The sequence below is a fragment of the Stenotrophomonas hibiscicola ATCC 19867 genome (assembly GCF_000382065.1).
Classification (GTDB): domain Bacteria; phylum Pseudomonadota; class Gammaproteobacteria; order Xanthomonadales; family Xanthomonadaceae; genus Stenotrophomonas; species Stenotrophomonas hibiscicola.
Genome location: NZ_KB907498.1, coordinates 427,799 through 440,367, shown reverse-complemented (window position 1 = coordinate 440,367; position 12,569 = coordinate 427,799). Strand labels below are relative to the sequence as shown.

10 protein-coding genes are annotated in these 12,569 nt (G+C 66.4%); 4 read left to right on the top strand and 6 right to left on the bottom strand.

Annotated elements, in window-relative coordinates:
- The first annotated feature begins 46 nt into the window (after positions 1 to 46).
- Positions 47 to 919 (top strand): DMT family transporter, encoded by an 873-nt coding sequence (locus G370_RS0102240; RefSeq protein ID WP_019659140.1) that lies wholly within the window; start codon positions 47 to 49, stop codon positions 917 to 919.
- Positions 920 to 1,497: 578 nt separating this feature from the next.
- On the opposite strand, the gene G370_RS0102235 is transcribed toward G370_RS0102240, so the two are convergent.
- Positions 1,498 to 2,400: a peptidylprolyl isomerase gene (locus G370_RS0102235; RefSeq protein WP_019659139.1), complete on the bottom strand. Its 903-nt coding sequence runs from the start codon at positions 2,398 to 2,400 to the stop codon at positions 1,498 to 1,500.
- A 136-nt stretch (positions 2,401 to 2,536) separates the two neighbouring features.
- Here G370_RS0102235 and G370_RS0102230 point away from each other — a divergent pair, with 136 nt between their 5' ends.
- Both G370_RS0102230 and G370_RS0102225 read left to right on the top strand, forming a co-directional pair.
- On the top strand, positions 2,537 to 2,902 hold the full coding sequence (locus tag G370_RS0102230) for a PadR family transcriptional regulator (RefSeq protein ID WP_004150914.1): 366 nt from the start codon (positions 2,537 to 2,539) through the stop codon (positions 2,900 to 2,902).
- Entirely contained in the window at positions 2,899 to 3,888 is a 990-nt protein-coding gene (locus G370_RS0102225) for a sensor domain-containing protein (protein WP_019659138.1), read from the top strand. The genes G370_RS0102230 and G370_RS0102225 overlap by 4 nt, the downstream gene beginning before the upstream one ends.
- A gap of 106 nt (positions 3,889 to 3,994) precedes the next feature.
- Here the strand turns inward: G370_RS0102225 and G370_RS0102220 are convergent, their stop codons facing one another.
- Entirely contained in the window at positions 3,995 to 5,302 is a 1,308-nt protein-coding gene (locus tag G370_RS0102220) for a polyhydroxyalkanoate depolymerase (protein WP_019659137.1), read from the bottom strand.
- Positions 5,303 to 5,395: 93 nt separating this feature from the next.
- A complete protein-coding gene (locus G370_RS0102215) occupies positions 5,396 to 5,986 on the bottom strand; it encodes a class I SAM-dependent DNA methyltransferase (RefSeq protein ID WP_019659136.1) in 591 nt (196 codons plus the stop codon).
- Positions 5,987 to 6,135: 149 nt separating this feature from the next.
- Between G370_RS0102215 and G370_RS0102210 the strand changes: the two genes are divergently transcribed.
- Entirely contained in the window at positions 6,136 to 6,591 is a 456-nt protein-coding gene (locus G370_RS0102210) for a CopD family protein (RefSeq protein ID WP_019659135.1), read from the top strand.
- Positions 6,592 to 6,875: 284 nt separating this feature from the next.
- Here the strand turns inward: G370_RS0102210 and G370_RS0102205 are convergent, their stop codons facing one another.
- The 3 genes from G370_RS0102205 to dnaE all read right to left on the bottom strand — a co-directional run bounded on the left by G370_RS0102205 (position 6,876) and on the right by dnaE (position 12,464).
- Positions 6,876 to 7,835 (bottom strand): acetyl-CoA carboxylase carboxyltransferase subunit alpha, encoded by a 960-nt coding sequence (locus G370_RS0102205; RefSeq protein ID WP_019659134.1) that lies wholly within the window; start codon positions 7,833 to 7,835, stop codon positions 6,876 to 6,878.
- Between the two features lie 113 nt (positions 7,836 to 7,948).
- Positions 7,949 to 8,818, bottom strand: coding sequence for a hypothetical protein (locus G370_RS0102200; RefSeq protein WP_019659133.1), 870 nt, complete (start codon positions 8,816 to 8,818; stop codon positions 7,949 to 7,951).
- Positions 8,819 to 8,873: 55 nt separating this feature from the next.
- On the bottom strand, positions 8,874 to 12,464 hold the full coding sequence (dnaE, locus tag G370_RS0102195; protein ID WP_019659132.1) for a DNA polymerase III subunit alpha: 3,591 nt from the start codon (positions 12,462 to 12,464) through the stop codon (positions 8,874 to 8,876).
- Positions 12,465 to 12,569 lie beyond the last annotated feature (105 nt).

Sequence of the window (12,569 nt, the reverse complement as noted above, 5' to 3'; positions counted from 1 at the left end):
ATCCTGTCCGCCTTGGCGAAGAATTGACGATGTACGGAGGCAAGGCATGAATGCGGTCCCACAGGCGGTCGAGCGTGACTGGCGCACACCGCTGGAATTGACCCTGCTGGGCGCCATCTGGGGCTGCTCGTTCCTGTTCATGCGGGTGGCGGTGCCGTCGTTCGGCCCGTTCGCGCTGGTCGAGGTGCGGCTGGTGCTGGGCGCGCTGGTGCTGCTGCCGTTCCTGTGGCGCGCCCGCGCGCAGTTCCCGCCGCGTCGTTGGCTGTGGCTGGCACCGATCGGCCTGATCAATTCGGCGCTGCCGTTCGTGCTGTTCGCCTATGCTGCCGAGCAGGCGCCGGCGGCGATCGGCGCGATCTGCAATGCGATGACCGTGCTGTTCGCCGCGCTGATCGCCTTCCTGTTCTTCGGCGAGAAGATCGGCATGCGCCGCGCCGGCGCCTTGCTGGTTGGTTTCGCCGGCGTGGTGGTGCTGGCCACCGCCAAGGTGTCCGGCCTGAGTATTGGTACCGCAGTGATCGCCGGCGCTGCGGCGTCGTTGCTGTACGGGCTGGGCGTGAACCTGGTGAAGCGGCACATGACCGGCCTGCCGTCGGCGGCCGCGGCGGCGGCAACGCTGTCGTGTGCCTCGCTGTGGATGCTGCCGATGGCGGTGACCCACTGGCCGCAGGCGGCGATTCCGGGCAAGGCGTGGGGCGCGGCGATTGCCTTGGGCGTGGCCTGCACTGGCTTGGCGTTCCTGATGTTCTATCGCCTGATCGGTCGTATCGGCCCGTCGCGGGCGTCGACGGTGACGTACCTGATTCCGCTGTTCGGCGCGGCCTTCGCGTGGTTGTTCCTGGGGGAGGCGGTGACGGTACAGATGTTGGTGGCGGGGGCGTTGATTCTGGGGAGCGTGGCGGTGAGTCAGAAGGGCTGAGGCGTTGGCGTTTTGCGCGTGGCGCGTGCTGAAGGTGCTTCATTGTTCATGGGCGTCACTTTTCTTTTCGCGCGAAAAGAAAAGTAACCAAAAGAAACGCGCCGCCAGGTCGCGAGCCGCCGCGCTTCGCACGTAGGTCCCCTGCGCTTCTCGGTGAATCAGGGGACGGTGCCGAACTCGCTGCGCTCAGACATCGGCACCTCTTCGCCCCTGATTCCCCTGCGATGCTCGGCTCGCTCAAGGCGGATTCAAGATCAAGAGCCACAGCTGCACGACGATGCTTGGTAGTGCCGGGCCGGGCCCGGCGAGCGAAGCGAGCGCTTCTGCCTTTGATCTTGGATCCGCCTTGAGCGAGCCGAGCACCGCAGGTCCGGCGAGGGCGAAGAGGCGCGGGTGTCTGAGCGCAGCGAGTTCCCGCGCCGTCCCTCGACGGGCCGAGGAGCGCAGGGCACCGGTGCGCAGCACCGGCTCGCGGCCGGCGGAACGTTTCTTTTGGTTACTTTTCTTTTCGCGCGAAAAGAAAAGTGACGCCCATGAACAATGAAGCACCTTCAGCACGCGTCACGCGCAGGAAACCATCAGCGCACCGGCACCGGAATATTGCACAGATCGATATGCCCGGCCGGGCGCTTGTAGAAATCATCCACGCGATTGCGCCGCGCCTCCACCGTATCGGCGAAGGTCTTCGAATCGGTGCGCAGCACCTGGATCGGCGTGCGCTCGGCCACCGGCACGTCGCTGGCACGGCGGATCGACACGATCGGCGTACGCAGTTTCGGGTCGGTGTAGAAGCCCATCGGCGCCGGTCCGCGCGGCGTCGCGCTGAGCAGTTCCATGCCCTTCAGCACGCGACCCACCAGCGTGATGTTGCGGTCCAGCTGGCGCGGTGACTGGCCGGTCACTACGTACAGTTCGGCGCCGATGCTGCTGTCTTCCTCGTTGCTGCGGCCGGCGCCGAGCATCCCGTAGCAGTGCGCCAGCCAGGCCTTGCCGGCTTGCGGGTCCTGGCCCACCGGGAAGCCATCGACGAAACCGGTCTGCGCGGCCCAGCCATCGCGGTCGGGCAGCACGCTTACCTTCAGGCCCGCGCTGGCTCGTTCGAATTCGGCCGGCAGCTTGCGCGCGGCACTGCCGAACGGCTTGGCCTTGGCTGCGTCATCGGCGTCGGCATCGCCGAACTGCACCACGAAGTTGTCCTGCGAGCGGTAGATGCTGGTGCCGTCCCAGAAGTGCTCGTGGGCGAAGGTCTGGATGTTGGCGACATGGCGCGGGGCGAACTGCGGCGCCAGCTCGATGATCACCCGCCCCGCCGGCAGGTCCATGTACAGCAGGTTGGCCGGGTCCGGGGTGCGCCAGTCGCTGGCCGCCGATGCGTCGAGGATCTGCTGCGGGCTGCGGTAGGGCGTGGCCGAACTGGCCAGGGCGGGCAGCAGGCAGGCGAGGGCGAGGGCGGTCAGGGCAAGGCGACGGCGGTGCGGCATGGGAACCCCGGAACATGAACGAGGCTTCGATTCTGCGCGAGCAATTCGGTCACGCCAACCGGCAGAGTGACTAACGACACATTCGCTATACCGAACTTCGCACTACTGTGGACTTCAACGTAGTGGAGGACCGGCCATGTCCGAGGACGATGTCCACCTGAAGAAGTTCCAGAAGGAGCTCAGCGCCGGAACGGTGTCGCTGGCCCTGCTGGCGGTGCTGGCCCGGGCCGGGGAGCCGCTGTACGGCTACCTCATTGCCAAGGAGCTGGAGCGGGTGGGCGAGGGCGTGCTGAGCGGCAAGCAGAGCGCGCTGTACCCGGTGCTGCGCAACCTGGAGGGCGCCGGGCTGCTGGAAAGCCATGTGGAGCCATCCAGCAGTGGTCCGCCCCGGCGCTACTACCGCATCAATGAACGTGGCCGCGAGGTGCTGGCGCAGTGGCGCCAAGCCTGGCAGGCCACCCGTGATTCCGTCGATTCCGTGTTGGAGGGGGTACCGCAATGAACGACCCGAGCCTGGCAGGCCGAGCCCTGCCGACCACCATCCCGCAGTATCTGGCGCAGCTGCGCGCGGCGCTGGAAGGTGCCGATCCGGCGATGGTGCAGGACGCGTTGTACGACGCCGAGGAATACCTGCGCTCGGAGCTGGCGGCGCAGCCCGGCCGCAGCGAAGCCGAGGTCATCGCCGACGTGGCCGGCAGCTATGGCGCCCCGGACGAAGTGGCCGAGATCTACCGCGAGACCGAAGTGACGGTGAACCGCGCGCTGCGCACGCCGCGTGCGGATACCGCGCCGGTGCTGCGTGCAGCGGCCGAAGCCAGTGGCGTCGAGCCGGCCTCACCGCCGCAGGCGCCGGTGCAGCGTTCGCTGCTGGCGCGCTTCTTCGGCGTGGTGACCGATCCGCACACCTACGGTGCGCTGTTCTACATGCTGCTGTCGCTGGCTACCGGCATCTTCTTCTTCACCTGGGTGGTGACCGGCCTGTCATTGTCGCTGGGCCTGCTGATCCTGATCATCGGCATTCCGCTGACCGTGCTGTTCTTCGGCTCGGTGCGCGGGCTGGCGCTGCTGGAAGGACGGCTGGTGGAAGCGCTGCTGGGCGAGCGCATGCCGCGCCGCCCGCGTTACACCGACCGCAGCCGCACCTGGCTGCAGCGCATCGGCGACATGTTCACCGATGGCCGCACCTGGCTGACCCTGCTGTACTTCGTGCTGATGCTGCCGCTGGGCGTGGTCTACTTCACCATCGCGGTGACGTTGCTGTCGCTGTCACTGGGGTTCATCTGGGCACCGGTGGCCGCACTGTTCAGCGGTGACATTCCGGGCGTGTACGTCGACGGCGTGAACGTGTTGCCGATGGCCGCTTCGCCGCTGGTGGGCATCGTTATCGCCGCCGTGGGCGTACTGCTGCTGTTGTTGACCATGCACCTGGCACGCGGCGTCGGCAAACTGCATGGTCTGATCGCCAAGAACCTGCTGGTGCGGTTGTAAGCGGGAGCCCAGGCTTCGGTAGGTGCCAACCTTGGTTGGCACGATCGATCAGATGCCGGGATCCATGGTAGAGCGCCAACCAAGGTTGGCATCTACCAGGGCCTGGTTACCCCGCCTTTCGCCGCAACGGGGTGACGTTGCTCTTCTTCTTCGTAGCCTTCGCCGCCGGGGTTTCGGCATGCGCGGCGAAGAAGTCGCGTACCTTCGGGTACACCACTTCGCGCCAGCGACGGCCACTGAAGATGCCGTAGTGGCCGGCGCCTCCGACGATGAAATGCTCGCGGCGGTCAGCAGCAATGCCGGTGCACAGCGCCTGCGCGGCTTCGGTCTGGCCGAGGCCGGCGATGTCGTCCAGTTCGCCCTCGATGCTCAGCAGCGCGGTATCGCGGATCGCCGACGGGTCGACCTTCTCGCCATTGACCACCCACTCGCCACGCGGCAGCAGGAAGTCCTGGAACACCACGCGGATGGTGTCCAGGTAGTACTTGGCCGGCATGTCCAGCACCGCGTTGTACTCGTCGTAGAAGCGACGGTGCGCGTCGGCGTCTTCCAGGTCGCCCTTGACCAGGTCGGTGTAGAAATCCCAGTGCGAGCTGAAGTGGCGGCTCGGGTTCATCGACAGGAAGCCGGCGTGCTGCAGGAAGCCCGGATACACGCGGCGGCCGGCGCCGGGGTAACTGGCCGGCACGGTGTGGATGACGTTGTTCTCGAACCACGACAGCGGGTTCTGCGTGGCCAGGTTGTTCACTGCGGTCGGGCTGCAGCGCGCATCGATCGGGCCGCCCATCATCACCAGCGTGCGCGGCGTCGGCTCGCCACGGCTGGCCATCAGTGAAACCGCGGCCAGCACCGGCACGGTGGGCTGGCACACGCTGACCACGTGCAGGCGCTCGACACCCAGGTGGCGGATGAACTCCTGGATATAGGCGATGTAGTCGTCCAGGCCGAACTCGCCTTCGCTGGCCGGTACCATGCGCGCGTCAACCCAGTCGGTGACGTACACGCGGTGGTCGCGCAGCAGCGTGCGCACGGTATCGCGCAGCAGCGTGGCATGGTGGCCGGACAGCGGTGCCACCACCAGCACGAACGGCTGGTTGAGCATGGTGTGCAGCTGGTCGGCTTCATTGCTGTGGCGCTTGAAGCGCAGCAGCTTGCAGAACGGCTTGCTTACTTCCTCGTGCACGACGATCGGCACGCGCTCGCCTTCGACCTCGATTTCGTTGATGCCCCACTCGGGCTTCTCGTAATCCTTGCCGATGCGATGGAACAACTCGTTGACCGCCGCCAGGCGATCGGCACCCGGCATCTGCGACCACCAGTGGCCCGGGTTGGCGAAGAACTTGGCGTTGGCCTGGGCCTGGTGCACCCAGGGGGCAAGCAGGTTGCGGGTCAGTTCGTGCAGTTGATAGAGCATGACGACCGAATATGTATGGTCATATGTTGCCGCGCAGCATATCCCATCCGGGTGTCCCGCAGGTTAAGTTGCCTGAAAATAATGAATCCGGATTCACATCCGTTCCAGCGCGGCGGCATCGCCTGCCAGGGCGGGGCCGAGCCAGCAGTGCGACCCCACCGGCTGCAGGCCGTGCCGGGCCAGCGTGCGGCGGTACCAGCGCGCCGGGCGGGCGTGGAAGCCCTCGTGGTCGCCGTCGAATTCATCCTCGGCGGCGAAGGTCTCCAGGAAGGCCACGCCACCGGTCAGCTCGGCCACCCCGGCCAGGCCGGCGCGCAGTTCACGGTCGGGCACGTAGTGCATCACGTCCGAGCACACCAGCAGGTCGACCGGAGCGCAGGGCCGCAGCCAGGCGAAATCACCGAAGGCGGCCAGGTGCAGGTTGCGGGTCCTGCCGTAGCGGCGCACAGCGTACTCGCTGCTGTCGAAGCCGAGATATTCGACCTTCGGACGCAGCTTCAGCAGCGGCGCGCGCCAGGCGCCTTCACCGCAGCCGATATCCAGCACGCTGCGGATCGGCCGCTCCAGGTAGTACTCGGCGCTGGCCACGGCCAACGCAACCTTGCGCGCCAGGCGGGCGCTGCCGCCGATGTCGGCACGGCGGTACCAGCGTTGGAAGTAGGCGGCGTCGTAGGTCTTGTCCATGGGGCGGTGCGCGATCGGGGAAAACGGCGCCTATCGTACGGTGTTGCGGCGCGCCATGCGTCGATGTGTCGCGGCGGGCGTGCCTGCGGCGGCTTCGCCACGGCATGCGAGAATGGCCGCCAACCTACGCCAGCCGCCGGAGCGAGCGCATGCAGAGCTACTACTGGGTCAAGACCTTCCACATCGTGTTCGTGGTGGCGTGGATGGCCACGGTGTTCTACCTGCCGCGCATCCTGGTGAACCTGGCCGAGACCGCGGGCCAGCCGGCGGTGAGCGAGCGCCTGCAGCTGATGGGCCTGCGCTTGTACCGCTTCGGCCACTCGATGTTCGGCCTGGCGTTCCTGCTCGGCCTGGTGCTGTGGCTGGGCTACAAGGTCATCCCCGATTTCCCGACCATGGTGGCTCCGGGAGCTGCCGGCTGGCTGCACGCCAAGCTGGGGCTGGTGGTGCTGCTGCTGGTGTACTTCGGCTGGACCGGTCGCCTGCTCAAGGGCGTGGCCAAGGGCCGGGCGCTGCCGTCGTCGCGCGCGCTGCGCTGGATCAACGAGATCCCGCTGCTGGCGTTCATTCCGATCGTGTGGCTGGTGCTGGCCAAGCCGTTCTGAACGGGGCGCGCTGCGCGCGCGGCGCATCGCACAGATGCATCCACGCATGGCGTGGATCTACTGGGTTGAGCTGTGGCTTTTGATGTCCAGGTCCGCCATGAGCGAGCCGAGCATCGCAGGTGAAACAGGGGCGAAGAGGCGCCGATGTCTGAGCGCAGCGAGTTCGGCGCCGTCCCCTGATTCACCGAGAAGCGCAGGGAACCGGTGCACAGCACCGGTTCGCGTTCGGCGGCGTGTTCTTTGGTTACTTTCTTGCAAGAGCAAGAAATTAACAAGCCGATGAATCAGGCTGCCTCGTACGTGCCGTAACTGCGCAGGCGCGTGTAGCGCTGTTCCAGCAGCTGTTCGGTGGACAGCTTGTCCAGCGCGTCCAGCTCGTTCAGCAGCACGGCCTTCAGGCGCTTGGCCATCTGGGTCGGGTTGCGGTGGGCGCCACCGGTCGGCTCGCGCACGACCTTGTCGACCAGGCCCAGGCTCTTCAGGCGCGGGGCAGTCAGGCCCAGTTGTTCGGCCGCTTCCTTGGCCTTGCCCGCGTCCTTCCACAGGATCGAGGCGCAGCCTTCCGGCGTGATGGTCGAGTACACCGCGTATTCCAGCATCACGGTGCGGTCGCCCACACCCAGTGCCAACGCACCGCCGGAGCCGCCTTCACCGATCACGGTGCAGATGATCGGCACCTTCAGCTCGGCCATCTCGATCAGGTTGCGCGCGATCGCTTCGGACTGGCCGCGCGACTCGGCGTCGATGCCCGGCCAGGCGCCGGCGGTGTCGATCAGGGTCAGCACCGGCAGGCCGAAGCGCTCTGCCATCTTCATCAGGCGCAGTGCCTTGCGGTAGCCCTCCGGCTTGGGCATGCCGAAGTTGCGCTTGATCTTTTCCTTGGTGTCGCGGCCCTTCTGGTGGCCGATCACCATTACCGCGCGGCCATTGATGCGGGCCAGGCCGCCCATGATCGCCTTGTCGTCGGCGAAGGCGCGGTCACCGGCCAGCTCCTGGAACTCATCGAACATGACGCGGATGTAGTCGGCGGTGTACGGACGCGACGGGTGCCGGGCCAGCTGCAGCACCTGCCACGAGGTCAGGTTGCGGAAGATCTGCGCGGTGCGCATGCGCAGCTTGTCCTGCAGCGCGTGCACTTCCGCCTCGACATTGACCGCCGGCCCGGCACTGGCGTTGCGCAGTTCCTGGATCTTGGCTTCCAGGTCGGCGATGGGTTGCTCGAAGTCGAGGTAGTTCGGATTCATCGGAAGCCGTCGTGTAAAGAAGGGGGCAATTCTAGCCGAATGCGTGCAAACCACCCGTACGCCTTCGTCTGGAAGGCGACGGTAGCGCAGCCGGGCAGGCGGCGCCAGTCAGCTCAGGGCACCACCAGGGCGCTGCGGCCCATCAACTGGCTGCGCTGGGAAACGAAGTCGTTGTAGGCCTCGTTGGCCTCCCGGCCCAGGCCGCTGCCCAGGGTGGCAGTGGCCGAGGTGAAGGCCATCTGCGCAGCGAAGTCCTGCTTGCGCAGGGCCTTCTGTTCATCGGCGGTGGTGGCCTTCAGCCATCGCGCGTAGACCTCGCGAAGCGGCGCGGCATGCGCCTCGAAGGCCGGTGCCAGCGCCGGCAGGCTGGCCGGTGCCGGTTCAAGGCTGTATGCCGGGGCCACGTAGCCGGCCGGCTGTTGGCGCTTGAATGCACCGGGTTCGCCCATGCCTTCTTCGACGTAGGTGATGAAGTCCGGGGCCGTGAACACCTTGGCGACGATCTGGCCACCACTGGAATCGACGTGGGCGACCACCTTTTCCTTCGGGAACGGTTCGCGCACGCCGTAGGTCCAGGTCTTGTCGATGAACAGGTCGTGGTGCTTCTCGAAGGGCCCCTCGAAGTCGACGCCGCCCAGCTCGATGCCAGCCTTGCCGGTGCCGAAGTTCTTCAGCTTGCTCTCGTCGGTGACGTAGACCTCGCGTGCGATCACGTATTCGCTCAGGGTCGGGTTGATCAGGCCGCCACGACCGTCGACGTAGACGATGAAGCGCACGTCGCCAAGCGCGTCTGTGTGCAGGCGATGTTCGCCAATGGCGAGCGAGATCGGGCGCGAGCCGTGCGCGGCCACTGGCACGTCCTGGCCGTCGATGCTCAGCGCCAGCGGCGCGTCGGTCGGGTTGTCGATCTGGAACTCGATCTTCGACGGCGAGCAGGCGGCCAGTGCCAGTGCGGCAACGAACGGAAACAGCAGGGTCTTCATGGGCGATCGTCCTTGATGGTTGGAACGGGAAAACAGGAACACGAAGGAGCCAGCCTCAGCTGGCCCACGGCGGGCTGTAGCGCACCTTCAGCGTGCGTACGGCCGGGTCGGCGCGCAGCGCCTCCATCAGCTTGGAATCGATGCGTACCGCGCTCTGCCCGGAGACATCGAGCATGCCGGCGACACCGCCTTGCGGGCCCTTCAGCAGCAGGTCCAGGCGCAGCGGCGTGCGCCCCGGGCGATGGCGGTCGAGCAGGGCATTGATGCGCTCCCAGACCGGGCGCTGCTGGCGCAGGTCCAGGCGCAGCGACAGCCGCGTGGCGTAGTTGGCGCAGACTTCATCGAAGTCCCAGCACTGGCGGATGCGCAGCGCGTAGCCACCGTTGAACTCGTCCTCGCGCAGGCCGCCCTTGACCACCAGGATGCGGTCCTTGGTCATCAGGTGGCCGAACTCGGCCATTGCATCAGAGAACGCACTGCACTCGACGCGGCCGCGGCCATCCTCCAGCTGGATGAAGATCTGGCTTTCGCCCTTGCGGCGCACGCCGACCACCTGGCCTGCCAGCACGGTCTGCACCTCCGGGCGCCAGCGCTTCTCGCCGCCACCGCCGCCACCGCTGTTGGCGCTCCAGATTTTCTCCACCGAACCCAGGTCGTTGCCTACCAGATCGCGCACATCGTCGCGCCAGGGATCGAACGGGTGGCCGCTGAGGTAGAAGCCCAGCGTGTCGCGCTCACCGTTGAGGCGCTGCAGCAACGGCCATTCTTCGGCTTCTGGCAGGTCCAGCTGGATCGAAACGGTGCTCGGGTCGGGCCCGCCAAACAGCGAGTTCTGTCCGGACGCACGCTCGCGTGCCATCTGATCAGTGGCCTTGATCACTTCCGGCAACTGCAGCATCAGCGAGGCACGGTTGCGGCCGAGCTCATCGAGCGCACCGCAGTTGATCATCGCTTCCAGCGTGCGCCGGTTGAGCTTGGCCGAGCCGACGCGGGTGCAGAAGTCCAGCAGATCCTTGAACGGGCCGCCCTTCAGTCGTTCCTCGACCACCGCTTCGCAGGCGCCCTGGCCCACGCCCTTGATCGCGCCCAGGCCGTACTGGATCGTGTCCGGGGTGACCGCTTCGAACATGAAGGCCGACTGGTTCACCTTCGGCGGCAGCACGGTCAGGCCGAGGTTGCGCACCTCGTCGAGGAAGCCGACCACCTTGTCGGTGTTGTCCAGGTCCGAAGACAGCGTGGCCGCCATGAATTCGGCCGGATAATGGCGCTTCAGCCACGCGGTCTGGTAGCTGACCAGTGCGTATGCAGCGGCGTGTGACTTGTTGAAGCCATAGCCGGCGAACTTCTCCATCAGGTCGAAGATCTCGTCGGCCTTGGGGCCATCGACGCCGCCCTTGGCCGCACCTTCGCGGAAGATCTCACGGTGCTTGGCCATTTCCGCCGGCACCTTCTTGCCCATCGCGCGGCGCAGCAGGTCGGCGCCGCCCAGCGAGTAGCCGCCGACGATCTGCGCCATCTGCATTACCTGCTCCTGGTACACCATGATGCCGTAGGTGTCCTTCAGGATCGCTTCGGTGCGCGGATCGGGATAGATGATTTCTTCCTGGCCGTGCTTGCGCGCGTTGAACGAAGGAATCAGGTCCATCGGGCCAGGGCGGTACAGCGACACCAGCGCGATCAGGTCTTCGAAACGGTCGGGGCGCGCGTCCTTCAGCAGGCGGCGCATGCCCGAGGATTCGAACTGGAACACCGCGCCGGTGTTGCCGTTGGCGAAGATGTCCTTGTAGGTGGGCGCATCGTCGAGCGGGATCGCGGCAATGTCGACCGGCGGAATGCCCGCGCGTTCGTGGCGCTTGTTGATCGCCTTCACCGCCCAGTCGATGATGGTCAGCGTGCGCAGGCCGAGGAAGTCGAACTTCACCAGGCCCACTTCTTCCACGTCGTTCTTGTCGAACTGGGTGACCGGGTTCTTGCCGAGCCCATTTTCGTCGTGTTCCGCATACAGCGGGCAGAACTCGCTCAGCGGCTCGGGCCCGATCACCACGCCGCCGGCGTGCTTGCCGGCGTTGCGGGTCAGGTCTTCCAGCTGCAGCGCCAGGTCGATCAGGTCGCGGACATCGTCCTCGGTCTCGTAGCGCTGGATCAGTTCCGGCGACGCCATTTCCGAGCTCGGGCCTTCCTTGCCCTTGCCCAGCGCATCCTTCAGGTGGATACCCAGGATGTTCGGGATCAACTTGGAAACGCCGTCGACCAGGCCGTACGGGAACCCGAGCACGCGGCCGGAGTCGCGCACCACCGCCTTGGCGGCCATGGTGCCGTAGGTGATGATCTGGCTGACGCGCTCGCGCCCATACTTGCGCGCGACGTAGTCGATCACCTCGTCGCGGCGGTCCATGCAGAAGTCGATGTCGAAGTCGGGCATCGACACGCGTTCCGGATTGAGGAAGCGCTCGAACAGCAGGTTGTACGGCAGCGGATCCAGGTCGGTGATCTTCAGCGCCCACGCCACCAGTGAACCGGCACCCGAGCCGCGGCCGGGGCCGATCGGAATGCCCTGGTTCTTGCCCCATTGGATGAAGTCGGCCACGATCAGGAAGTAGCCGGGGAAGCCCATCTTGATGATGGTGTTGAGCTCGAACTCCAGGCGTTCGAAGTACTCTTCCCGGGTCTTGCCCGGCGCCAGCGGATTCTTCTCCAGGCGCTCTTCCAGGCCCTCGCGCGACATCTTCTGGATCCAGGTATCCAGCGTTTCGTCGTCGGGCACCGGGTAGTTGGGCAGGAAGTAGGTGCCCAGCCGCATCTCGATGTTGCAGCGCTCGGCCAGCGCCAGCGTGTTGTCGATCGCGTCGGGGATGTCGGCGAACAGCGCGCACATCTCCTCGGCCGACTTCAGGTACTGCTGGTCGCTGTACTCGCGCGGACGCTTGGGATCGTCCAGCACGCGGCCGGTGGAAATGCACACGCGCGCCTCATGCGCGCTGAAATCGGAGGGCGACAGGAAGCGCACGTCATTGCTGGCCACCACCGGCAGGCCACGCTGGCCCGCAGCCATCAGCGCGAACTGGTTGAAGGTTTCCTCGCCCTCGCGGCCGGTGCGGGTCAGCTCCAGGTGCAGGCCATCGCCGAACACCCGTTGCCAGTCGGCCAGCTGCTGCTCGGCCAGCTCATGCTTGCCGTCCAGCGCCAGGCGTCCGGCCAGGCTCTGCCGGCCGGCCAGCGCGAACAGGTTGGCGTTGCCGGCCTTCAGCCAGTCCGGGTGGATGGCTACGCCGCCTTCGGGGCGATGGCCTTCCATCCAGGCGCGGGTCAGCAGCCGCGACAGGCTCAGGTAGCCTTCGCGATCACGGCACAGCAGGGTCATCCGCCACGGGTCCTGGCCTTCCTCGGCGATCAGCACGTCGGCACCGGCGATCGGCTTGATGCCCACGCCTTCGGCGGCCTTGTAGAACTTGACCAGGGCGAACAGGTTGTTGAGGTCGGTCACCGCCAGCGCCGGCAGGCCGAGCTCGACCGAGCGCGACAGCAGGTTGGCCTGCTTGGCCTTCTTCGGGTCCGCCTGGTCCGGCTTGGCCGGCACACGGATGGTGGAGTCCGCCAGCGAGAACTCGGTGTGGACGTGGAGATGTACGAAGCGGGAGTTGGACATGCCGGACCAGGTTGGAGCGCGCGGGCCCCGGGTGCTGACGGAGGTTCGTCGCCGGGGTCGGGAAGCGCTGGAATGCCCGGTCAGGGTAGCGAGGGCAGGGGGTTG

Bases quoted from the DNA above. Each gene is read 5' to 3' on its own strand.
- G370_RS0102200 (WP_019659133.1), bottom strand. From the start codon at position 8,818: ATGAAGACCCTGCTGTTTCCGTTCGTTGCCGCACTGGCACTGGCCGCC.
- G370_RS0102210 (WP_019659135.1), top strand. From the start codon at position 6,136: ATGCAGAGCTACTACTGGGTCAAGACCTTCCACATCGTGTTCGTGGTG.
- G370_RS0102205 (WP_019659134.1), bottom strand. From the start codon at position 7,835: ATGAATCCGAACTACCTCGACTTCGAGCAACCCATCGCCGACCTGGAA.
- G370_RS0102240 (WP_019659140.1), top strand. From the start codon at position 47: ATGAATGCGGTCCCACAGGCGGTCGAGCGTGACTGGCGCACACCGCTG.
- G370_RS0102220 (WP_019659137.1), bottom strand. From the start codon at position 5,302: ATGCTCTATCAACTGCACGAACTGACCCGCAACCTGCTTGCCCCCTGG.
- dnaE (WP_019659132.1), bottom strand. From the start codon at position 12,464: ATGTCCAACTCCCGCTTCGTACATCTCCACGTCCACACCGAGTTCTCG.
- G370_RS0102230 (WP_004150914.1), top strand. From the start codon at position 2,537: ATGTCCGAGGACGATGTCCACCTGAAGAAGTTCCAGAAGGAGCTCAGC.
- G370_RS0102235 (WP_019659139.1), bottom strand. From the start codon at position 2,400: ATGCCGCACCGCCGTCGCCTTGCCCTGACCGCCCTCGCCCTCGCCTGC.
- G370_RS0102215 (WP_019659136.1), bottom strand. From the start codon at position 5,986: ATGGACAAGACCTACGACGCCGCCTACTTCCAACGCTGGTACCGCCGT.
- G370_RS0102225 (WP_019659138.1), top strand. From the start codon at position 2,899: ATGAACGACCCGAGCCTGGCAGGCCGAGCCCTGCCGACCACCATCCCG.